The sequence below is a fragment of the Streptomyces sp. ADI96-02 genome (assembly GCF_003846185.1).
GTDB lineage: Bacteria > Actinomycetota > Actinomycetes > Streptomycetales > Streptomycetaceae > Streptomyces.
Genome location: NZ_ML123034.1, coordinates 2,955,471 through 2,977,693 on the forward strand (window position 1 = coordinate 2,955,471; position 22,223 = coordinate 2,977,693).

At 71.4% G+C, this 22,223-nt stretch carries 19 protein-coding genes; 10 read left to right on the forward strand and 9 right to left on the reverse strand.

Going from position 1 to position 22,223, the window contains the following annotated elements; translation table 11 throughout:
* The first annotated feature begins 124 nt into the window (after positions 1 to 124).
* From EES43_RS12795 to EES43_RS31295, 6 genes are all read left to right on the forward strand, one after another.
* Complete coding sequence (locus tag EES43_RS12795) at positions 125 to 2,746, forward strand: SulP family inorganic anion transporter (protein WP_124268847.1); 2,622 nt, start codon at positions 125 to 127, stop codon at positions 2,744 to 2,746.
* A gap of 203 nt (positions 2,747 to 2,949) precedes the next feature.
* Positions 2,950 to 4,947 carry an acetate--CoA ligase gene (acs, locus tag EES43_RS12800; RefSeq protein ID WP_124268848.1) on the forward strand — a complete coding sequence of 666 codons (1,998 nt, stop codon included), beginning with the start codon at positions 2,950 to 2,952 and terminating at the stop codon, positions 4,945 to 4,947.
* A 269-nt stretch (positions 4,948 to 5,216) separates the two neighbouring features.
* The gene (gene nhaA / locus EES43_RS12805; protein ID WP_124268849.1) at positions 5,217 to 6,638 is read left to right on the forward strand and encodes a Na+/H+ antiporter NhaA; all 1,422 of its coding nucleotides are present in this window, start codon (positions 5,217 to 5,219) and stop codon (positions 6,636 to 6,638) included.
* A gap of 39 nt (positions 6,639 to 6,677) precedes the next feature.
* Positions 6,678 to 7,208: a phage holin family protein gene (locus tag EES43_RS12810; protein WP_124268850.1), complete on the forward strand. Its 531-nt coding sequence runs from the start codon at positions 6,678 to 6,680 to the stop codon at positions 7,206 to 7,208.
* The gene (locus EES43_RS12815) at positions 7,205 to 8,170 is read left to right on the forward strand and encodes an alpha/beta fold hydrolase (RefSeq protein WP_124268851.1); all 966 of its coding nucleotides are present in this window, start codon (positions 7,205 to 7,207) and stop codon (positions 8,168 to 8,170) included. The genes EES43_RS12810 and EES43_RS12815 overlap by 4 nt, the downstream gene beginning before the upstream one ends.
* 126 nt (positions 8,171 to 8,296) lie before the next feature.
* Positions 8,297 to 8,500 carry a hypothetical protein gene (locus EES43_RS31295; RefSeq protein WP_124268852.1) on the forward strand — a complete coding sequence of 68 codons (204 nt, stop codon included), beginning with the start codon at positions 8,297 to 8,299 and terminating at the stop codon, positions 8,498 to 8,500.
* 165 nt (positions 8,501 to 8,665) lie between these two features.
* Here EES43_RS31295 and EES43_RS12825 read toward each other — a convergent pair whose 3' ends face one another.
* The 3 genes from EES43_RS12825 to nth form a co-directional block, all read right to left on the reverse strand.
* Positions 8,666 to 9,871: a MarP family serine protease gene (locus EES43_RS12825; RefSeq protein ID WP_124268853.1), complete on the reverse strand. Its 1,206-nt coding sequence runs from the start codon at positions 9,869 to 9,871 to the stop codon at positions 8,666 to 8,668.
* 90 nt (positions 9,872 to 9,961) lie between these two features.
* Positions 9,962 to 10,774: an NUDIX hydrolase gene (locus EES43_RS12830; RefSeq protein WP_241192400.1), complete on the reverse strand. Its 813-nt coding sequence runs from the start codon at positions 10,772 to 10,774 to the stop codon at positions 9,962 to 9,964.
* A 247-nt stretch (positions 10,775 to 11,021) separates the two neighbouring features.
* The gene (gene nth, locus EES43_RS12835; protein WP_241192401.1) at positions 11,022 to 11,903 is read right to left on the reverse strand and encodes an endonuclease III; all 882 of its coding nucleotides are present in this window, start codon (positions 11,901 to 11,903) and stop codon (positions 11,022 to 11,024) included.
* A 499-nt stretch (positions 11,904 to 12,402) separates the two neighbouring features.
* Here nth and EES43_RS12840 point away from each other — a divergent pair, with 499 nt between their 5' ends.
* On the forward strand, positions 12,403 to 13,077 hold the full coding sequence (locus EES43_RS12840; RefSeq protein ID WP_003967450.1) for a Crp/Fnr family transcriptional regulator: 675 nt from the start codon (positions 12,403 to 12,405) through the stop codon (positions 13,075 to 13,077).
* Positions 13,078 to 13,165: 88 nt separating this feature from the next.
* On the opposite strand, the gene EES43_RS12845 is transcribed toward EES43_RS12840, so the two are convergent.
* The 4 genes from EES43_RS12845 to EES43_RS12860 form a co-directional block, all read right to left on the reverse strand.
* Positions 13,166 to 13,996 (reverse strand): MBL fold metallo-hydrolase, encoded by an 831-nt coding sequence (locus EES43_RS12845; RefSeq protein ID WP_124268854.1) that lies wholly within the window; start codon positions 13,994 to 13,996, stop codon positions 13,166 to 13,168.
* Positions 13,993 to 14,985, reverse strand: coding sequence for an NUDIX hydrolase (locus tag EES43_RS12850; RefSeq protein ID WP_241192402.1), 993 nt, complete (start codon positions 14,983 to 14,985; stop codon positions 13,993 to 13,995). Before EES43_RS12850 ends, EES43_RS12845 begins: the two co-directional genes overlap by 4 nt.
* A 250-nt stretch (positions 14,986 to 15,235) precedes the next feature.
* Positions 15,236 to 15,706 carry a RidA family protein gene (locus EES43_RS12855; protein ID WP_124268855.1) on the reverse strand — a complete coding sequence of 157 codons (471 nt, stop codon included), beginning with the start codon at positions 15,704 to 15,706 and terminating at the stop codon, positions 15,236 to 15,238.
* Positions 15,706 to 15,864, reverse strand: a complete 159-nt coding sequence (locus EES43_RS12860) for a DUF4177 domain-containing protein (RefSeq protein WP_003967454.1) — start codon at positions 15,862 to 15,864, stop codon at positions 15,706 to 15,708. Before EES43_RS12860 ends, EES43_RS12855 begins: the two co-directional genes overlap by 1 nt.
* Before the next feature lie 72 nt (positions 15,865 to 15,936).
* Here EES43_RS12860 and EES43_RS12865 point away from each other — a divergent pair, with 72 nt between their 5' ends.
* Both EES43_RS12865 and EES43_RS12870 read left to right on the forward strand, forming a co-directional pair.
* Positions 15,937 to 16,911: an ArsA family ATPase gene (locus tag EES43_RS12865; protein ID WP_124268856.1), complete on the forward strand. Its 975-nt coding sequence runs from the start codon at positions 15,937 to 15,939 to the stop codon at positions 16,909 to 16,911.
* Positions 16,908 to 18,440 carry an ArsA family ATPase gene (locus tag EES43_RS12870; RefSeq protein WP_241192403.1) on the forward strand — a complete coding sequence of 511 codons (1,533 nt, stop codon included), beginning with the start codon at positions 16,908 to 16,910 and terminating at the stop codon, positions 18,438 to 18,440. Before EES43_RS12865 ends, EES43_RS12870 begins: the two co-directional genes overlap by 4 nt.
* 77 nt (positions 18,441 to 18,517) lie before the next feature.
* Here the strand turns inward: EES43_RS12870 and EES43_RS12875 are convergent, their stop codons facing one another.
* Positions 18,518 to 18,868 carry a WhiB family transcriptional regulator gene (locus EES43_RS12875; protein ID WP_176727463.1) on the reverse strand — a complete coding sequence of 117 codons (351 nt, stop codon included), beginning with the start codon at positions 18,866 to 18,868 and terminating at the stop codon, positions 18,518 to 18,520.
* Positions 18,869 to 19,307: 439 nt separating this feature from the next.
* Here EES43_RS12875 and EES43_RS12885 point away from each other — a divergent pair, with 439 nt between their 5' ends.
* On the forward strand, positions 19,308 to 21,515 hold the full coding sequence (locus EES43_RS12885; protein WP_124268857.1) for a transglycosylase domain-containing protein: 2,208 nt from the start codon (positions 19,308 to 19,310) through the stop codon (positions 21,513 to 21,515).
* A gap of 226 nt (positions 21,516 to 21,741) precedes the next feature.
* Here EES43_RS12885 and EES43_RS12890 read toward each other — a convergent pair whose 3' ends face one another.
* The gene (locus tag EES43_RS12890; RefSeq protein ID WP_124268858.1) at positions 21,742 to 22,206 is read right to left on the reverse strand and encodes a GatB/YqeY domain-containing protein; all 465 of its coding nucleotides are present in this window, start codon (positions 22,204 to 22,206) and stop codon (positions 21,742 to 21,744) included.
* Between the last annotated feature and the right edge of the window lie 17 nt (positions 22,207 to 22,223).

The following is a 22,223-nucleotide window of genomic DNA, read 5'->3' on the forward strand; positions in this document are numbered from 1 at the left end:
CTGCGTCCCTACGCGCCATGACCACACCCCCCGCAGTTCGCGGCCCAGCCGCGCCGCTGCCGAGAAGAAGAACCGGCACAGCCCGCCACCCGACCGGCGACGCTTTCGCATCGCGGGCGCGGACGTGTCCGCGTCCATCACCGTCTTCCTCATCGCCGTGCCGATGTCGCTCGGCCTGGCACTCGCCGTCGGGGCACCGCTGGAGGCCGGTCTGGTCGCCGCTGCCGTCGGCGGCATCGTCGCCGGGCTGGTGGGCGGCTCACCGCTCCAGGTCAGCGGCCCTTCCGCCGGACTCACCGTCGTCACAGCCGAGTTGATCCAGGTCTACGGCTGGCGCACCACGTGCGCCATCACCGTCGGCGCCGGGCTCCTCCAACTCCTCCTCGGCACGCTGCGAGTCGCGCGCAACGCGCTCGCCGTCAGCCCGGCGATCGTGCACGGCACGCTCACGGGTATCGGTGCGGCCATCGCGCTCGCCCAACTGCACATCGTGCTCGGTGGAGCCCCGCAGAGTTCCGCCGTGGCCAACGTGCTCGCCTTGCCACGTCAGTTGGCGGGCATCAGTCCGGCCGCTCCGCTCATCGGGGCGCTGACCGTCGCTGTTCTCGTTCTGTGGCCCCGGCTGCCGGGGCGCGTCGGCCGGATCGTACGGCCCGTCCCGGCCGCGCTCGCCTCGGTGGTAATCGCTACAGCGGTCGCGGCCGTCTCGGCGCCCCACATCTCCCGGGTCAATCTGCCGTCCTGGCGTACGCACGCGCTGCCGGAGCTGCCCGAGGGACCTGTTCTCGCCCTGGCCACCGCCGTGTTCACCGTCATGCTCGTGGCCGGTCTGGAGTCGCTGATCTCCGCGGTCGCCGTGGACAAACTGACGGCAGAGCGCGCCGGCGACCCGTCACGCCCAGCCCCGCCGCCGGGCGGCCCGACGATCTCCGCAGGGGATGTTCGGCCGCTGAACGCTCCGGTGACGCGTCCCACCCTCGCGCCGCCGCGTTCCGATCTCGATCGCGAGCTGCGCGGTCAGGGCATCGCCAACGTGGTGGCCGGTCTGCTGGGCGGCCTGCCGGTGGCCGGGGGCGCGGTGCGCGGTTCGGCCAACGTGCGTGCGGGAGCGACGGGTCGGGCCTCCACCGTGCTCCACGGGATCTGGGTGCTCCTCGCGGCGGGGCTGCTCGTCTCCGTCTTCGCGTGGATCCCGGTGGCCGCCTTGGCCGCGCTGGTGATGATGGTCGGGATCAAGATGGTGAGCCTCGCGCACCTCCGCAAGGTGCGAAGGCACCGGGAGTTCGTCGTCTACGGGGCGACGGTGGCCGGGGTCGTCGCCTTCGGCGCGCTGACGGGCGTGGCCCTCGGTGTGGCCGTGGCGGTGATCATCGCCCTGCACCGGACGGGGCGTACGAGGATCACGGTGGCCGAGCGGGACGGGCGGCATCTGGTGACGGTGCACGGCCCGCTCACCTTCCTCGCCGTACCGCGGCTCACCCGGGCCCTTGGCCAACTGCCGCCGGGGATCGATGCGACGGTGGAGCTGGATGGGTTCTTCATGGACCACGCCGCCTACGAGGCGATCCAGGAATGGCACGTCGCTCAACTGGCCCAGGGTGGCCGAATCCTTTTCATCGGCCGGTCCGGCAGCCGTATCGGCGAACCGGCCGCCGCCGCTCACTCCTGCTGCCGCCCCTGGACGCCGTGGCGCAACCACCACTGCCACGACGGCACACCCCAGGCACCCACCCCGACCGACCCGGCGCACGACGCTGGACCCGTACCCTCCACCGAGACCAGCGCCGATTCCGGTGCCGGGACCACCAGAGAATCCGATGCCGGCACCCGCACCGACCCCGGCACCGCCGACCCCGGCGCTTCCACGGACAGCAGCACCGGCAGTAGCGCCGGCAGCGAAGCGGACGCGCCCCATGCCCCTGCCGGAACCGGAACCCACGGCAGCGATGCCAACGATGGCTGGAACAGCACCCCTTCGACTCTCTCGCCTTCGACCCTCTCGCGCGGGGGCCGTCGGCTGCTGGGCGGTCTGAGTTCGTTCCAGCGCAACACCGCCCCGCTGGTGCGCGAAGAGCTGGCACGGCTGGCCGCCGAGGGCCAGCGCCCCTCGCACCTGTTCATCACCTGCGCGGACTCCCGCCTGGTCACCAGCATGATCACGTCCAGTGGACCGGGCGACCTCTTCACCGTGCGCAACGTGGGCAACCTGGTGCCCCCGCCGGACACCGGGTCGGCCGGTAGCGGCGACGATTCGGTGGCGGCGGCGATCGAGTACGCGGTGGACGTCCTGCGGGTCGAGTCCATCACCGTCTGCGGCCACTCCGGCTGCGGGGCCATGCAGGCGCTGCTCAGCGGCGAACCCGCGCCCACTCCCGGGGAGCCGGGGCAACCGGGGCAACCGGGCCGGCCGAGGACGCCGCTGTGGCGGTGGCTGCGCCACGGGCTCCCCAGCCTGGAGCGGATGGCGTCGCGCCGGCACTCCTGGGCGCGGATCTCCGGGCGGCTGCCCGCCGACGAGGTCGAGCAGCTGTGCCTCACCAACGTGGTACAGCAGTTGGAGCATCTGCGGGCGCACGAATCGGTGGCCCGTCGTCTGGCGGACGGCACCCTCCAACTCCACGGCCTGTACTTCCACGTCGGCGAGGCGCAGGCGTATCTGCTGGCCGATGACGCCCTCTCCGGAACGGGGACCGCCGAGGTCTTCGACCGGGTCGGCCCGGGAGAGCGGGAGCCCAGCTGCGTCTGAACCTCGAAGGCCCCGGGCACGTGAGACCTGATGACCCCGTTCCGCCGCGTTCGGCGGCCCCGGCAGCGGTCGGGGGCGGTTCCGCGCACGCGTCGCGCAACCGCCCTGAGCAGCGGAGCGGGATCATGTCTCCATACACGAAGACACAGGTCTAAACCAATTCCCGGCAGACACTTGTCACCCGGCCCCGCGCCTGATGAGCTATGCCCCGGGACACAACGGACACCCTGGGACTGGGAGAAGTCGTGAGCAACGAGAGCCTGGCCAACCTGCTTCGGGAAGAGCGGAAGTTCGCTCCGCCTGCCGAGCTGGCCGCCAACGCCAACGTCACCGCAGAGGCGTACGAGCAGGCCGAGGCGGACCGGCTGGGCTTCTGGGCCGAGCAGGCCCGCCGCCTGACGTGGGCCACCGAGCCGACCGAGACCCTCGACTGGAGCAACCCGCCCTTCGCGAAGTGGTTCGCCGACGGCAAGCTGAACGTCGCGTACAACTGCGTGGACCGCCACGTCGAGGCGGGCAACGGCGACCGCGTAGCCATCCACTTCGAGGGCGAGCCCGGCGACAGCCGCGCCATCACCTACGCGGAGCTGAAGGACGAGGTCTCCCGCGCCGCCAACGCCCTCACCGAACTCGGGGTCGGCACGGGCGACCGGGTCGCCGTCTACCTGCCGATGATCCCCGAGGCCGCCGTCGCGATGCTGGCCTGCGCCCGCATCGGCGCCGCGCACTCGGTGGTCTTCGGCGGCTTCTCGGCCGACGCCATCGCGGCCCGCATCCAGGACGCGGACGCCAAGGTCGTCATCACGGCCGACGGCGGCTACCGGCGGGGCAAGCCGTCCGCGCTGAAGCCGGCGGTCGACGACGCGGTCTCGCGCATCGACGGCGTGGAACACGTCCTGGTGGTCCGCCGCACCGGCCAGGACACCGCGTGGACCGAGGGGCGCGACGTCTGGTGGCACGAGATCACCGCCCGGCAGTCCGCCGAGCACACCCCCGAGGCCTTCGAGGCGGAACAGCCGCTCTTCATCCTCTACACCTCGGGCACCACGGGGAAGCCGAAGGGCATCCTGCACACCTCCGGCGGCTACCTCACCCAGGCGGCCTACACCCACAACGCGGTCTTCGACCTCAAGCCGGAGACCGACGTCTACTGGTGCACCGCCGACGTCGGCTGGGTGACCGGACACTCGTACATCGTCTACGGGCCGCTGGCCAACGGCGCGACCCAGGTCATGTACGAGGGAACGCCCGACACCCCGCACCAGGGGCGCTTCTGGGAGATCGTGCAGAAGTACGGCGTCACGATCCTCTACACGGCGCCGACGGCGATCCGTACGTTCATGAAGTGGGGCGACGACATCCCCGCTAAGTTCGACCTGTCCTCGCTGCGCGTCCTCGGCTCGGTCGGTGAGCCGATCAACCCCGAGGCGTGGATGTGGTACCGGAAGAACATCGGCGCCGACCGCTGCCCGATCGTGGACACCTGGTGGCAGACCGAGACCGGCGCGATGATGATCTCGCCGCTCCCGGGCGTCACGGAGACCAAGCCGGGAAGCGCCCAGCGCGCGCTGCCGGGCATCTCCGCCACCGTCGTGGACGACGAGGCGAGGGAGGTGCCCGACGGCGGGGGCGGCTACCTCGTCCTGACCGAGCCGTGGCCGTCGATGCTCCGCACCATCTGGGGCGACGACCAGCGCTTCATCGACACCTACTGGTCGCGCTTCGAGAGCAAGTACTTCGCGGGCGACGGCGCGAAGAAGGACGAGGACGGCGACATCTGGCTGCTCGGACGGGTCGACGACGTGATGCTCGTGTCCGGTCACAACATCTCGACCACGGAGGTCGAGTCGGCGCTCGTCTCGCATCCGTCCGTCGCCGAGGCGGCCGTGGTCGGAGCGGCCGACGAGACGACCGGCCAGGCCATCGTGGCGTTCGTGATCCTGCGCGGCACCGCGACCGCCTCCGACGAACTGGTCGTCGATCTGCGCAACCACGTCGGTGCGACGCTCGGCCCGATCGCCAAGCCCAAGCGGGTGCTCCCGGTCGCCGAGCTGCCCAAGACCCGGTCCGGAAAGATCATGCGGCGGCTGCTGCGCGATGTGGCCGAGAACCGGAAGCTGGGCGACGTCACGACGCTCACCGATTCGTCGGTGATGGACCTGATCACCACCCAGCTCCCGTCCTCCTCGTCCGAGGACTGAGCGGCACCACCTGTACGGCCCTGTCGGCCGCCCGGCGGCGACGCGCCGGGCGCCCGACGAGCGGTCAGGATGAGCATCACCGGCTGCGGTCCCGCTCCGGGCCCCGCCGCCCCCGGTAGGGTGGACACTTCATCCGCATCGGCATCCACACCGCCATCCGCATCGCCATCCGCATCGGCGGAGACATCTCCACAGGGGCGCCGGGAAGTCTGGTCGGCACGAGCATCAGCCATGCCGTCCTGCCGTCCCGACCCGGAGGTCCCCTTCTCGTGGACACGCCCACCCCCGCACCGCCCTCCCCCACGCCGCCCCCGCCGCGCCGGTCCCTGCTCGGCCGGCTCTCGCTCCCCGAGCGCACCTACCTGGCCGAAGCGCTGCGCACCGAGACGGTCGGCGGCGTGATCCTGCTCGTGGCGGCCGTGGCGGCACTGGTCTGGGCGAACACCTTCCCCGCCGGTTACGCGTCCGCCGGCGACTTCCACTTCGGCCCCGCCGCACTCGGCCTGGACCTGTCGGTGGCGCACTGGGCGGCGGACGGGCTCCTGGCGGTCTTCTTCTTCGTCGCGGGCGTCGAACTCAAACGAGAACTGGTCGCGGGCGATCTCCGCGACCCCAGAGCCGCCGCGCTGCCGGTCGTGGCGGCGCTGTGCGGCATGGCCGTACCGGCGCTCGTCTACGCGTTCACCGCGACCGTGGGCGGCGGCTCCCTCGACGGCTGGGCCGTGCCGACGGCCACCGACATCGCCTTCGCGCTCGCGGTCCTGGCGGTGATCGGCACGTCGCTGCCCTCCGCACTGCGGGCCTTCCTGCTCACCCTGGCCGTCGTGGACGACCTGTTCGCCATCCTGATCATCGCGGTGTTCTTCACCGACGACCTCGACTTCCTGGCCCTGGGCGGGGCAGCTCTGGGCCTGGTCGTCTTCTTCCTGCTCCTGCGGTTCGAGGTCCGGGGCTGGTACGTGTACGTCCCGCTCGCCCTGGTCGTCTGGGGCCTGATGTACAACAGCGGCGTCCACGCCACCATCGCCGGCGTCGCCATGGGACTGATGCTGCGCTGCACCCGGCGCGAGGGCGAGGCACACTCGCCGGGCGAACGCATCGAGCACCTGGTGCGCCCGCTGTCCGCCGGCGTCGCCGTCCCGCTGTTCGCCCTGTTCTCCGCCGGAGTCTCCCTGAAGGGCGAAGCGCTGGCGGGCGTCTTCACCCGGCCCGAGACGCTCGGCGTCGTCCTCGGACTCGTCCTCGGCAAGGCCGTCGGCATCTTCGGCGGCACGTACCTCGCGGCGCGCTTCACCAAGGCGGAGCTGAACAAGGACCTGGCCTGGGCGGACGTCTTCGCGGTCGCCTCGCTCGCCGGCATCGGGTTCACCGTCTCGCTGCTCATCGGCGAGCTCGCCTTCGAGGGTGACCCCGCGATGGTCAACGAGATCAAGGCCGCCGTTCTGCTCGGATCCCTGATAGCGGCCGTCCTCGCCGGTGTACTGCTCAAACTCCGGGTACGGACGTACCGAGCGCTGTACGAGGCGGAGGAGCGGGACGACGACGCGTCCGGCGTACCCGACGTCTACGAGCAGGACGATCCGGAGTACCACCTTCGGATGGCCGCCATCCACGAACGGAAGGCGGCCGAGCATCGCCGTCTCGCCGAACGGGCGGGGGCAGCGCGCAACAACCGGGACAGTCCGGCATGATCTGACATCGGATGTGTCGAAGACGGAGAGGGAGTCAGGATGAGCGACCCCGGCAACTACGCGGGCAGCACCGACCGCAGTATCGGACAGCTGGTCGCCTCGGCGACGGCCGAGCTGTCCGCGCTGGTGCACGACGAGATCGCTCTGGCCAAGGCCGAGGTCCGGGAGGACGTCAAGCGGGGCGTGGTCGGCAGCGTGGCGTTCATCGTCATGGGGGCGCTGCTGCTGTTCGCGATCCCGATGCTGAGCTTCGCGGCGGCGTACGGAATTCACAATCTGGGACTCGGCCTCGCCTGGTCGTTCCTGATCGTGGGCGGTGCGTTCATCCTGCTGGGCGTTCTGCTGGCGCTCTTCGGCATCGCCAAGTTCAAGAAGGTCAAGCCGCCGGAGAAGACCATCGCCTCGGCCAAGCAGACCGCCGCCGTCCTGCAGAACGCCAAGCCGCACCCGCGCCCCGCGGTGACCGCCGAAGCGATCCTCCGCCGCTCCGGCAGTTCCCGCTCGGACAAGGCTCTGGAGAGCGGCGCCGGTCAGGACAAGGCCACCGCTGTGGCACGCTCGTCCACATGACGGTTCCCGATTCCAGCGCATTCGGCCCGGCGAACCCGGCAGGCGCCGGGGGACCCGTACGCCTCGACGGCCCCTGGACCCATCGCGACGTAGCGGCCAACGGGGCACGGTTCCACATCGCCGAGATGGGCGAGGGGCCGCTGGTGCTGCTCCTGCACGGGTTCCCGCAGTTCTGGTGGACCTGGCGCCACCAGTTGCCCGCGCTCGCCGAAGCCGGGTTCCGCGCGGTGGCGATGGACCTGCGCGGAGTGGGCGGCAGCGACCGTACGCCGCGCGGTTACGACCCGGCCAACCTGGCGCTCGACGTCACCGGCGTGATCCGCTCCCTCGGCGAACCGGACGCGGCCCTGGTCGGCCACGACCTCGGCGGCTACCTCGCGTGGACGGCCGCCGTGATGCGGCCCAAGCTGGTGCGCCGGCTCGTCGTCTCCTCCATGCCGCACCCGCGCCGCTGGCGCTCCTCGATGCTGTCCGACTTCGCCCAGTCGAGGGCGGGTTCGTACATCTGGGGCTTCCAGCGGCCGTGGCTTCCTGAGCGCCGGCTCGTCGCGGACGACGCGGCGCTGGTGGGCTCTCTGATCCAGGACTGGGCCGGGCCCCGGACCCCGGAGTTCCCCGACGACGAGAGCCTGCACACCTATCGGCGCGCGATGGGCATCCCCTCCACGGCGCACTGCTCGATCGAGCCGTACCGGTGGATGGTCCGCTCGATGGCCCGGCCGGACGGCGTGCAGTTCAACCGGCGGATGAAGCGGCCGGTCCGGGTGCCCACCCTGCACCTGCACGGCTCGCTCGATCCGGCGGTACGCACCCGCAGTTCGGCGGGGTCCGGCGAGTACGTCGAGGCGCCCTACCGGTGGCGGCTTTTCGACGGTCTCGGGCACTTCCCGCACGAGGAGGACCCAATCGGCTTCTCCACCGAACTCGTCAACTGGCTCAAGGACCCCGAGCCCGACCGCTGAGGACCGCCGCCCGGAACCCGCGCCGGGCGCGCGCGTGTACGTCGGACAGCCAATTGCCTGTCGCATAGGCCAATTGGCTGACTCGCGCACGATTACCGACCTTGGGTCACGGGCAGACGTCGGGGTATGGGCTGGACGCACGACTTCACCGACGAAGCACGCAACCGCCGCTCCACCGCGTCAGCCGGTGTGAGCACGCACGAGGGGGGCGGCCCCCGGGGCCGGGTGCACGAAGTGCCGCACCTTCGCCATCCCCGGCTCGGTATTCCGCGCATCCTCCGACGTCGGGCCCGCTGGGTCTCGGCGCGGCTTCGCCATCCTCGCAACTGATCAGCGGAGCGCCGCGCAACTGATCAGCGGAGCGCCGCGCCCAGCCTCTGGGCGGCGCGCACCGGCCGCAGACCGGACGCCGGACCCGCCGTTTCGCGGGTCCGGTGCCGTGCGCCGAGGCCGCGCCCTCCTCACCGGGCTCCGAGGGCGCCGCCCTCACCGGTGTCAGAGGGCGCATCCCTGGCTGTCGACCTGCTGGTTGGCCTCGCGGCCGATCCTGATGTCCTCGCGGATCTCGTCCGCAGTCAGCGCGTAGCCGGTGTCCGGGTCGTCGAGCGACTTGGCGAACACCACTCCGTACACCTTCCCGTCCGGGGTGAGCAGCGGTCCGCCCGAGTTGCCCTGACGCACCGTCGCGTACAGCGAGTACACGTCGCGTCGGACGGTGTCCCGGCGGTAGATGTCCGGGCCGTTGGCGTCGATGCGGGCGCGGACGCGCGCGGAACGTACGTCATAGGCGCCGTTCTCCGGGAAGCCCGCGACGATCGCGCTGTCGCCGGTCTCCGCGTCGCCGTCGGAGCCGGTGAACTCCAGCGGCCGGGCGTTCAGATCGGGCACGTCCAGGACCGCGATGTCGCGCTGCCAGTCGTAGAGGACGACCTTCGCGTCGTACAGGCGGCCCTCGCCGCCGATCTGGACGGTCGGCTCCTCGACGCCGCCGACGACGTGGGCGTTGGTCATCACCCGGCGGTCGGAGAAGACGAAGCCGGTGCCTTCGAGGACCTTGCCGCAGCTCGGGGCCGTACCGACGACCTTGACGATCGACTGCTTGGCGCGGGCCGCGACCGGACTGCCCACCAGCGCCGGATCAGGCGCCTTGACCTCGGTGATCGGCTCGTTGGCGAAGGGGCTGAAGACCTGCGGGAAGCCGTTCTGCGCCAGCACGGAGGAGAAGTCGGTGAACCACGTCGACGCCTGTTGGGGCATCACCCGGGACACCCCGAGCAGGACCGAGGAACTGCGGACCTCCTTGCCCAGGGTCGGCAACGACGTACCGGCCAGGGCGGATCCGATCAGCCAGGCGACGAGCAGCATCGCCACCACGTTCACCAAGGCGCCTCCGGTGGCGTCCAGCGCGCGGGCCGGCGACCAGGTGATGTGTCTGCGGAGTCGGTTGCCCAGGTGCGTGGTGAACGCCTGGCCGACCGAGGCGCAGACGATCACGATGACGACCGCGACGATGGCGGCCGTGGTGGAGACCTCGGAGCCGTCGGTCACCCGGTCCCAGATGATCGGCAGCAGGTAGACGGCGACGAGGCCGCCCCCCAGGAAGCCGATCACCGACAGGATGCCGACGACGAAACCCTGGCGGTAGCCGATGACCGCGAACCACACGGCGCCGACCAGCAGCAGGATGTCCAGCACGTTCACCGTCTGTAGCCTCGCAGTTTCGTCACCTGCCCGTCGGTGGTGACGGGGTCCGGGGCGGGCCCGGAACAGCGCATCAGGGCAGCCAGCGTGTCATGCGCGCCAGTCGAGCGGCACCTGTCTGGCCCTGTCCCAGGGGCGTTCCCACCCGGCGTAGTGCAGAATCCGGTCGATCACTCCGGCCGTGAAACCCCAGACCAGAGCCGATTCGACCAGAAATGCCGGGCCGCTGTGCCCGCTCGGATGCATGGCCGTGGCGCGATTGGCCGGGTCCGTGAGATCCGCCACGGGAACGGTGAAGACCCGGGCCGTCTCGGCCGGATCGACCACCCCGACCGGGCTGGGCGCGCGCCACCAGCCCAGGACGGGCGTCACGACGAAGCTGCTCACCGGGATGTACAGCCGGGGCAGTACGCCGAAGAGCTGGACGCCCCGGGGGTCGAGCCCGGTCTCCTCCTCGGCCTCGCGCAGCGCGGCGCGCAGCGGCCCCGTGGTGGCCTGGTCGCCGTCCTCGGGGTCGAGGGCCCCACCGGGGAAGGACGGCTGCCCGGCATGGGAGCGCAGCGTCCCGGAGCGCTCCATGAGCAGCAGCTCCGGCCCCCGCTCGCCGTCCCCGAACAGGATCAGGACGGCGGACTGCCGGCCGGCCCCGCTCGCGGGCGGCAGGAAGCGGCTGAGCTGGTGCGGCTGGACGCTGCGGGCGGCGCTGGCGACCGGATCCAGCCAGTCGGGCAGTCCGTCGGTGGTCACGTCGATCGCCGCTTCCGGGACGAAGGGGGCGCGGGCGGGCCTGCGGTCGGCCACCGGCCCGCGCCCGTACGCCTGTCCGCCGTTGTGCGCCGTGCCGTGTGTGTGCGTGTGCGTCATGGGCACCCCCGGAGATTCACAACGCCTGTCGTCGGCCATTTCGTTCCGAGTCTTCTCGTCGGGGAGGGGCGGAGGGGCGGCTTCCTCGCGGGTGCCCAAGCGCGGGTCGGCCACGGCTCCGGCAGTTCTGAAGCCCTTGCGGCCCGTGCGCCCCCAGCGGCTCTCGCGCCTGCCTCGACTCCGACGGCTCCTACGGCTCCTGTCGCTCCCGTGGCTCCTGTGGCTCCGGCAAGGGCCTCATGCCGCTTTCGCAGGCGGTGCTCATGCGGTCCCCCCGGAGGGGCGCTCACGCGGCTCCCAGCGCGGGAGCGGGCTTGCCCGGGTAGTCCGGCGGCGGGCTGAGCCGCTGTCCGGGATAGCCGCCCATCTCGTATTTCAGGAGCTTCCTGGCCTTCTCCGGGTCCGTCTCGCCCTCTCCGTACGAGGGGCAGAGCGGGGCGATGGGGCAGGCGCCGCAGGCGGGCTTGCGGGCGTGGCAGATCCGACGGCCGTGGAAGACCACCCGGTGCGAGAGCATCGTCCACTCGCTCTTGGGGAAGATGTCGGCGACCACCGCCTCGACCTTGACCGGGTCCTCCTCGTCGGTCCACTTCCACCGCCGGACCAGGCGGCCGAAGTGCGTGTCCACCGTGATGCCCGGCACCCCGAAGGCGTTGCCCAGCACCACGTTCGCGGTCTTGCGTCCGACGCCCGGCAGGGAGACGAGGTCTTCCAGCCGGCCCGGGACCTCGCCGCCGAAGTCGTCCCGGATGGCGGCGGAGAGGCCCAGCAGGGACTTCGTCTTGGCCCGGAAGAACCCGGTGGGCCGGATGAGCTCCTCCATCTCCTCCGGCACGGCCGCCGCCATGTCCTCGGGTGTGGGATAGGCGGCGAACAGCGCGGGCGTGGTCTGGTTGACCCTCAGGTCCGTGGTCTGGGCGGACAGCACCGTGGCGACGAGCAGCTCGAACGGATTGCGGAAGTCCAGCTCCGGATGGGCGTACGGATAGACCTCCGCGAGCTCACGGTTGATCCGGCGGGCGCGGCGCACCATCGCGAGGTGCGACTCGGGCTTCGCCGCCTTGCGCGCTTCCTTCACCGTCGCCTTCGCCGCCGTCGTCTTCTCCGCTGCTACCGCCGTCCTCTTCGGTCCCGCTGCCTGCTTCGGTGCCGCCGTCTTCCTCGGCACCGCCGTCTTCTCCCGTGCTGCCGTCTTCTCCCGTGCTGCCGGCGCATCCGCCGCCGCCCCGCGTGCGGGTTTCCCCGGCGTGGCTCCCGACGTCGCTCCGGCCGTTGACGCTGTCACTGCTGACCTCCTGGCCGGCTTTCGGGCCGGCTCCCATGGCTTTCGGACCGGCGCTGCGGTCTCCCGGACGGCTTCTCCGGGGGAGCCATTAGCGGCATTCTCCGCATGCGAGCGCAGGTGTTCGCCCAGAGCGGAATCGCGCCTCCCGGGCAGCCCGCCGACCCCCTCGGCCCGCACTCTCCCCGGCGTTCTGGACACCCGGCCAGCCTAGAGCCAGCCACCGACAACCGCCCCGGTCACCGCGTATCCACCCCCGATCGGCCCCCTGCCGTAGGTTCGGGCACGTCCGTGCGTCAAACTGGTTTGTGATTGATCGCACTGTTTTACCGTCCGGCATGATGGGGACCACGGTTCCCTGAGCAGGCCGACAAGGAGAGAACTCGTGGACGACGTTCTGCGGCGCGCCCCGCTTTTCGCGGCGCTCGATGACGAGCAGGCCGCGGAGCTCCGCGCCTCGATGAGTGAGGTGACCCTCGCGCGCGGCGACGCGCTGTTTCACGAGGGCGACCAGGGTGACCGCCTGTACGTGGTCACCGAGGGCAAGGTGAAGCTCCACCGCACCTCGCCCGACGGGCGCGAGAACATGCTGGCCGTGCTCGGCCCCGGCGAGCTGATCGGCGAACTGTCGCTGTTCGACCCGGGCCCGCGTACGGCGACGGCCTCCGCCCTGACCGAGGTGAAGCTCCTCGGCCTCGGCCACGGCGACCTCCAGCCCTGGCTGAACGCCCGGCCCGAGGTGGCCACGGCGCTGCTGCGCGCGGTCGCCCGGCGGCTCCGCAAGACCAACGACCAGATGTCCGACCTGGTCTTCTCCGACGTGCCCGGCCGGGTCGCCCGCGCGCTCCTGGACCTGTCGCGCCGCTTCGGCGTCCAGTCCGAGGAAGGCATCCACGTGGTGCACGACCTCACCCAGGAGGAGCTGGCCCAGCTGGTCGGCGCCTCCCGCGAGACGGTCAACAAGGCGCTCGCGGACTTCGCCGGCCGCGGCTGGCTGCGGCTGGAGGCCCGCGCGGTGATCCTGCTGGACGTGGAGCGCCTGGCGAAGCGCTCGCGCTGACCCGGTGATGTGACCCGCCGCGCGGGTCCCCGCCGACCGGAGTACGACCCGTCGGCGGGGACCTGCCGGACAGCGCCCGCCAGAGCCGTCAGATGAGGCCGTGCTCCGCGAGGTACTCCAGCTGCGCCCGCACCGACAGCTCGGCGGCCGGCCACAGGGACCGGTCCACGTCCGCGTAGACCCGGGCCACCACGGCCGCCGGCGTACGGTGCCCCGCCTCCACCGCCGTCTCCACCTGGGCCAGCCGGTGGGCGCGGTGGGCCAGATAGAACTCCACGGCCCCCTGCGCGTCCTCCAGCACCGGCCCGTGGCCCGGCAGCACGGTGTGCACCCCGTCGTCGACCGTGAGGGACCGCAGCCGCCGCAGCGAGTCCAGGTAGTCGCCGAGCCGTCCGTCCGGGTGCGCCACCAGCGTCGTACCGCGGCCCAGGATCGTGTCGCCCGTCAGGACCGCCCGGTCGGCGGGCAGGTGGAACGAGAGCGAGTCGGCGGTGTGCCCCGGCGTCGGGACCACCCGCAGCTCCAGCCCGCCGGTGGTGATCACGTCACCCGCCGACAGCCCCTCGTCGCCGAGCCGCAGCGCCGCGTCCAGCGCCCGCACCTTCGTACCGGTCAGCTCGGCGAACCGGCCCGCGCCCTCCGCGTGGTCGGGGTGTCCGTGCGTGAGCAGTGTGAGGCCCACCCGGCGCCCGGTCCGCTCGACCGCGTCGACGACGGCCCGCAGATGCGCGTCGTCCAGGGGGCCGGGATCGATGACGACCGCGAGGCCGGAGCCCGGCTCGGCGACGATCCAGGTGTTCGTGCCGTCGAGCGTCATCGCGGACGGGTTGGGCGCGAGGACGTTGACCGTACGGGTGGTGGCGGGACCGGAGGTGACCGCTCCGCGCGGCTGCCCCGGGAGGGCGGCTGCGTCGCTCATCGGACGTCACCGCCCTCGGCCGCGGTCGGGGCGGGTGCGGCCGTCGGCAGGTCTGCCGCCGCCGAGGTGTCCGGAGCCGTCGGTACGTGCTTGGTGAACTCGTCGTGCCCCGGCCAGCTCAGCACCAGCTCGCCGCCCTCCAGCCGGGCCCGCGCGAGTACGGGCGTCAGGTCCTGGTCGTCCGCCGCCGCCAGGGCCTCGGCGGCGGTCCGGTACGGAAGGAGCGTCCGCAGCGTCGACACGGTGGGCGGCATCATCAGCAGTTCGCCCCGGTCGTAGCCGCCGGCGGCCTCCGCGGGCGCGATCCACACCGTGCGATCGGCCTCCGTGGAGACGTCACGGGTGCGCTGCCCCTCGGGGAGGGCGGCGACGAAGAACCAGGTGTCGTACCGCCTCGGTTCGAACTCCGGGGTGATCCAGCGCGCCCACGCGCCCAGCAGGTCCGAGCGCAGCACGAGTCCGCGCCGGTCCAGGAACTCCGCGAAGGACAGATCGCGGGCCACCAGTGCCTCGCGGTCGGCCTCCCAGTCCTCCCCGGTTGTGTCGCTGACCACGGTCCGCGCGGTCGGCCCGGCGAGCAGGACGCCGGCCTCCTCGAACGTCTCGCGCACCGCCGCGCACACCACGGCCTGCGCCTCGGCGGCCGTCGCCACGCCGAGCCGGGCGGCCCAGTGCTCCAACGACGGGCCGGCCCAGCCGATGAGCCGGTCGTCGTCACGGGGGTCCACTCCGCCACCCGGATAGGCGTACGCGCCCCCGGCGAAGGCCATGGACGTCCGTCGCCGCAGCATGTGCACGACGGGCCCGCCGACCTCTGCGGCCCCTGCCGCCCCGGCGGTCGCCGCTCCGGCAGCCGCCCCCGCGACGCCCGGGTCGCGGAGCAGCATCACCGTGGCGGCCCGCCGGGGCGTCACGGCCGTCAGCTCACCTGCCGCCAGGGCCCGAATCCGGTCGGGCCATTCCGGGGGGTACCACTGAGCACGGGACATGGCCGGAGGCTATCCGGAACCGCGCCGATGTTCGAGAGGTGCCATGATCTTCGAGCCGAACGGCACCCTCCGCGAACCGGCCCGTACGCACGCGATCCCGCCCGGTCGCGGAGACCGGACGGGATCGTGTCGTGATGGTGCGGGACGGCCCGGACGACCGATTCGGCTCGAAAACACTCGGCTCGGACGGCTCGGCTCAGGCGGCTCCGCTCAGGCGGTCGGTTCGGACGGCTCAGGCGGCCAGGACGACTCAGGCCTCGACGAGCTCGACCTGGACCTCCACCTCGACCGGTGCGTCCAGCGGCAGCACGGCCACGCCCACGGCGCTGCGCGCGTGCACGCCCCTGTCGCCCAGGACCGCGCCCAGCAGTTCGCTCGCACCGTTGATCACGGCGGGCTGCCCGGTGAAGTCGGAGGCGGAGGCGACGAAGCCCACGACCTTCACCACGCGCTTGATGCGGTCCAGGTCACCGGCGACCGACTTCACGGCGGCCAGGGCGTTGAGCGCGCAGGTCTTCGCGAGCTCCTTCGCCTCGTCCGGCGTCACCTCTCCGCCGACCTTGCCGGTGACGGCGAGCTTGCCGTCCACGATCGGCAACTGGCCCGAGGTGTACACGTACACCCCGGACCGCACGGCCGGCTGGTACGAGGCCAGCGGCGGCACGACGGCGGGCAGGGTCAGGCCGAGCTCGGCCAGCCGCGCCTCGACGGAGCCCGCCACTACGCCTTCTCCCGCTTCAGGTAGGCCACGAGCTGCTCGGGGTTGTTCGGGCCGGGAACGACCTGGACCAGCTCCCAGCCGTCCTCGCCCCAGGTGTCCAGAATCTGCTTGGTCGCGTGCACGAGAAGGGGCACGGTCGCGTATTCCCACTTGGTCATGGGCCCGACTGTAATACCTGGCACGTACGGTCCCGTGCGTAGCCCGGGGCCTGACTGGTTAGGCTCGAATACGTGAGCAGGTTCCAGGTCGTCAGCGGCAAGGGCGGTACCGGTAAGACCACGGTCGCCGCCGCCCTCGCGCTCGCCCTCGCGACCGAGGGCAGGCGCACCCTCCTGGTCGAGGTCGAGGGCAGACAGGGCATCGCCCAGCTCTTCGATTCCGACGCGCTGCCCTACGAGGAGCGCAAGATCGCCGTCTCGTCCGGCGGCGGCGAGGTGTACGCGCTGGCCATCGACGCCGAACGCGCGCTCCTCGACTACCTCCAGATGTTCTACAAGCTCGGCAGCGCCGGGCGGGCGCTCAAGAAGCTCGGCGCGATCGACTTCGCCACCACCATCGCGCCCGGCGTCCGCGACGTCCTGCTGACCGGCAAGGCGTGCGAGGCGGTCCGCCGCAAGGACAAGCAGGGCCGGTTCGTCTACGACCACGTGATCATGGACGCCCCGCCGACCGGCCGCATCACCCGCTTCCTGAACGTGAACGACGAGGTCGCCGGGCTGGCCCGGATCGGTCCGATACACAACCAGGCCCAGGCCGTCATGCGGGTCCTGAAGTCGCCGCAGACCGCCGTGCACCTGGTGACGCTGCTGGAGGAGATGCCGGTCCAGGAGACGGCGGACGGCATCGCCGAGCTGCGCGCCGCCGAGCTGCCGGTGGGCCGCGTCATCGTCAACATGGTCCGCCCGCACCTCCTGGACGAGGAGGCGCTGCGCGCCGCGTCGGGCGGTCGCCGGGGGGAGATCGCCAAGTCGCTGACCCGCGCCGGGGTGACCGGCTCCGCCGCCCTCGTACGGCCGCTGATCGAGCAGGCGGCCGAGCACGCCGAGCGGGTCGGACTGGAGCGGGAGCAGCGGGACGTGCTGGCCGGCCTGGGCCTGCCGACGGCCGAGCTGCCGCTGATCGGCGACGGCGTGGACCTCGTGGCACTGCACGAGCTGGCCACCGAGCTCAGCAAACAGGGCGCGGGGGGAGAGGTGGACGCATGACTACGCCGGACACGACGCAGAACACGCACGGCGCCGGGCGGGACGAGGCCGCGGGACCGGACCGGCCGGACGCGTCGGCAGGTCTGGACACGGACGCGCTGCTGGCGGACCCGGGCATCCGGATCGTCGTCTGCTGCGGCTCCGGCGGGGTCGGCAAGACCACGACCGCCGCAGCCCTCGGCGTACGGGCTGCCGAGCGGGGCCGCAAGGTCGTCGTCCTCACCATCGACCCGGCCCGCCGGCTCGCCCAGTCCATGGGCATCGACCAGCTGGACAACGTGCCGCGCCGGGTCGACGGCATCGCGGGCGACGGCGAACTGCACGCCATGATGCTCGACATGAAGCGGACCTTCGACGAGACGGTCGAGGCGCACGCGGACGCGGAGCGGGCCCGCGCCATCCTGGAGAACCCGTTCTACCAGTCCCTGTCGGCCGGTTTCGCCGGTACGCAGGAGTACATGGCGATGGAGAAGCTCGGGCAGCTGCGGGCCCGCGACGAGTGGGACCTGATCGTCGTCGACACCCCGCCCTCGCGGTCCGCGCTGGACTTCCTGGACGCACCGAAGCGGCTCGGCTCGTTCCTGGACGGGAAGTTCATCCGGTTGCTGATGGCTCCGGCGAAGGTGGGCGGCCGGGCCGGGATGAAGTTCCTGAATGTCGGCATGTCGATGATGACCGGGACGTTGGGCAAGCTGCTCGGCGGCCAGTTCCTGCGGGACGTGCAGACGTTCGTCGCCGCCATGGACACCATGTTCGGCGGCTTCCGCAGCCGGGCGGACGCCACGTACCGGCTGCTCCAGGCTCCCGGCACGGCCTTCCTCGTGGTCGCGACGCCGGAGCGGGACGCGCTGCGCGAGGCCGCGTACTTCGTGGAGCGGCTGGCCGCTGAGGACATGCCGCTGGCCGGTCTCGTCCTGAACCGGGTGCACGGCAGCGACGCCTCCCGGCTCTCCGCCGAGCACGCGCTCGCCGCCGCGGAAAATCTTGATGACGCCCGCATTGTGGATCAAGCGGCCGGGAAGGCTGGCTTTGGTGACCCGGAGGCCCCCGACCTGGCGGTCACCTCTTCCGAACGCCCCGAGCCGCAGCTCTCCCCCGAGCCCTCCCGCACGAACGCGGCCGATCCCGCACGGACGCCCGACACCCTGAATCCGCCGGCGCACCCGAGCCAGACCGAGCCGAGTGAATCCGAGCCGACGAGCGCGACCGAGCCGACGAGCATGGACAAACCGACGAGCGTGGCCGAGCACGAGCCGAGCAGCGAGGACAGTTCCGACAGGGCTCCCGAGGCGGAGGCCCCGGTCGACGTCGATCAGCTGACGGCCGGTCTGCTGCGCCTGCACGCCGAGCGCATGCAGGTCGTCGCCCGCGAGCAGCGCACACGCGACCGCTTCACCGCCCTGCACCCCGAGGTGCCGGTGACGGCGGTGGCCGCGCTGCCGGGTGATGTGCACGACCTGGACGGACTGCGCGCCATCGGCGACCGCCTCGCGACCGGTTCCGTACCGACTCCGGCCGGAGCGGCGTAGACGCGGCGCGGTGCAGACGCGGCACGGTGCAGACGCGGCGCTGCGCGGCGTGGACGCCGCACGGCGTCCGCGGCCGGCTATCCCACGGCGGCGTACGTCTCGTGCAGTTCGTCGTCCTCCAGCCCGATCACCGCGGGCAGCATGCCGGTGGACCGCTCGTACTCGCTGCGCGCGGTCTCCAGCAGGCGACGCCACGACGTGACGGTGGGCCGACGACGCAGTAACGCGCGGCGCTCCCGCTCCGTCATGCCACCCCACACGCCGAACTCGACGCGGTTGTCCAGCGCGTCGGCCAGGCACTCGGTCCGCACCGGGCATCCGGTGCACACCGCCTTGGCCCTGTTCTGCGCTGCCCCTTGTACGAACAGTTCATCCGGATCGGTAGTGCGGCAGGCTGCCTGCGCACTCCAGTCGGTTACCCAGCCCATGCCGGCGCCGTCCTCTCCCGAATCGAGGCTCCCCCACGGCGGTAGCGGCATATTCACCGCTGCCAGTTGAGGACGTTACGGAAGGTAGGGACAGCACAACACCCCCTTCGGGCCCAATCTTGAATGGTCCGAACGGACTATGCGTATGCGGCAGATCACCCAGGGGAGTGATGCGGAGACATGCGTGACTATCTCCGCGAAATCGGGACAGTACACCCGAATGGCAACGGACGATCCGTGACACACGCGGCGTTTTCGGGAGCGCCACTCTGTGCGATGCGTGCGATACACCTGCGTGTCGGCCTGGAGGAAGAATGACCAGAAGAGGTGCATGGGGCTGCAGGGGACTTGATACGTGACCGGACTGCTGTGACAGTTGAGAGCAGCTTAGGCCAAGGCCTGTACGCCTGTCCGGCGAATGAGAACGTAGGCTGCCCCCATGCCAAAGAAGCGCTCGGGCGGGGGTCTCACGACGACCCAGCAGGCCGCCAAGTTCCTCGGTGTCGCCGCGCTTTCCGGAGCTGTGCTGGCAGGCATCGCGCTGCCGGCAGCCGGAGCGCTGGGACTCGCCGCCAAGGGGACGGTCGAAGGATTCGACGAGATCCCCTCCAATCTCAAGACGCCGCCGCTCAGCCAGCGGACCACGATCCTGGACCGGGACGGCGGCGCGATCGCGACCGTCTACTCGCGCGACCGGACCGTCGTCCCGCTCCAGGCCATCTCCCCGTACATGCAGGACGCGATCATCGCGATCGAGGACTCCCGCTTCTACGAGCACGGGGCGGTCGACCTCAAGGGCATCCTGCGCGCGATGAACCGCAACGTCCAGGCGGGCGGTACGGCGCAGGGCGCCTCGACGCTCACCCAGCAGTACGTGAAGAACGTCTTCGTCGAGGAGGCGGGCGACGACCCGGAGAAGGTCGCCCAGGCCACCCAGCAGACGCTCGGCCGCAAGGTCCGCGAGCTGAAGTACGCGATCCAGGTGGAGGAAGAGCTCGGCAAGAAGAAGATCCTGGAGAACTACCTCAACATCACGTTCTTCGGACAGCAGGCGTACGGCGTCGAGGCCGCCTCCCAGCGCTACTTCTCCAAGCGCGCCAAGGACCTCAAGCTGGAGGAGGCCGCGCTGCTCGCCGGCATCGTCCAGTCGCCCAGCCGGTACGACCCGGTCAACGACACGGAGGAGGCGACCAAGCGCCGCAACATCGTGCTCACGCGCATGGCCGCCGTCCGCAGCATCTCGCAGCGCGAGGCCGACGAAGCCATGCGCACCCCGATCAAGCTGAAGGTGAGCAGGCCGAAGAACGGCTGCATCACCGCCGTCAGCGGATCCGGGTTCTTCTGCGACTACGTGCGCAAGACGATCCTGACCGACCCGGCCTTCGGCGAGACCGACGAGGAGCGCGCGAAGCTCTGGAACCTCGGCGGGCTGACCATCCGGACCACGCTGGACCCGCGCGCGCAGCAGGCCGCCAACGAGGCCGCCACCGCGAAGGTCACCAAGGCGGACAAGTTCGCGGCGTCCGTGGTGCAGGTCCAGCCGGGCAGCGGCAAGATCCTCTCGATGGGCCAGTCCCGCCCGTACGGCCTGGACCAGAAGCAGAACGAGACCGTGCTCAACCTCGCCGTCAGCAACAAGATGGGCGGCAGCACGTACGGCTTCCAGGTCGGCTCGACGTTCAAGCCGTTCACCGCGGCGGCGGCGCTGGAGAAGGGCATCACCCCGGCGACGTCGTTCTCGACGGACTGGAAGATGACGCTCCAGGAGCGGGACTTCCGCAACTGCTCCGGCGCCCCGGCCGGCCAGGCCCCCTGGCAGTTGCAGAACGAGCTGGAGTCGGAGAAGGGCTCCTGGGACATGACGAGCGCGCTCGGCAAGTCCATCAACACCTACTTCGCGCTCCTGGAGCAGAAGGCCGGCCTCTGCGAGACCGTGGAGATGGCGAAGAAGGTCGGCTACGAGCGCGGTGACGGCAAGAAGATCGGCGAGTACCCGTCGATCACCCTCGGCGGCGAGGTGAGCACCCCGCTCTCCATGGCCGGCGCGTACGCCGCGTTCGCCAACCGGGGCACGTACTGCACCCCGGTCGCCATCGAGTCGATCACCGACCCGAACGGCAAGAAGCTCAAGGTCCCGAAGACGCAGTGCTCGCGGGCGATGAGCGAGAAGACCGCGGACACCATCAACCAGATGCTCAAGGGCGTGGTCGAGGACGGCACCGGTACGCAGGCCGGACTCAACGACCGGGACAACGCGGGCAAGACCGGTACGACGAACGACCGCAAGGACGCCTGGTTCGTCGGGTACACGCCCAACCTCTCCACCGCGGTGTGGGTCGGCGACGACGTCGGCGAGAAGAGCTCGATGTTCAACGTCACCATCGGCGGCCAGTTCTACGACAAGGTCTGCGGCGGCTGCCTGCCCGGACCGATCTGGCGGATCGCCATGACGGGCGCGCTCGACGCCTCCGAGACCCCCGGGTTCAACACCGTCTCCGTGCCGCGGGGCAGGGAGAAGGGGGAGAAGGACGAGGAGGGCCGCGGCGGCGACCGCGACCGCGGCACCCAGCGCGGCGGGGACGACAAGCCGGGCGGCGACGGCCCGTTCCCCGACATCCAGTTCCCGCCCGGGCCCGACGGTCCCTGACGGGGACGGGCCCCTGGGCGCCATGAGGCTCCAGGGCCGCACGGAGGCGGGGCGGTTCCCGGTCGACGGGAACCGCCCCGCTTTCGTCTCTCCAGCCGGTCCCCCGGCGCCGGACCAGGGCCGGCTCGGTCCGGCTCGGTCCGGCTCGGTCCGGCTCGGTCCGGATCACACCGGCACAGTCCGGCTCACTCCGGCACAGTCCGGCACAGTCCGGCTCTTGCCCGGATCAGCCCGCGAGGAGCCTCTTCACCGAGGCGGCGACCCGACCGCCCTCCGCCAGACCGGCCACCTTCGGGCTGACGATCTTCATGACGGCTCCCATCGCGCGGGGCCCCTCGGCGCCGGCCGCCTTCGCCTCCTGGACGGCGGAGGCCACGATCGCGTCCAGTTCGTCGTCGCTGAGCTGCTTGGGCAGGTAGCCGTCCAGCAGCTCGCCCTCCGCCTTCTCCCGCTCCGCCTGCTCGGTCCGGCCGCCCTGGGCGAAGGCCTCGGCCGCCTCGCGGCGCTTCTTCGCCTCCTTGGCGATCACCTTCTGCACCTCGTCGTCGGAGAGCTCGCGCGCCGACGTGCCGCTGACCTCTTCCTTCGTGATCGCGGTCAGGGTGAGCCGAAGGGTGGACGAGGTCAGCTCGTCACGCGCCTTCATGGCCGTGTGGAGGTCTTCCTTGAGCTTGGACTTGAGCGTGGTCATGCCGCGATTGTGACAGG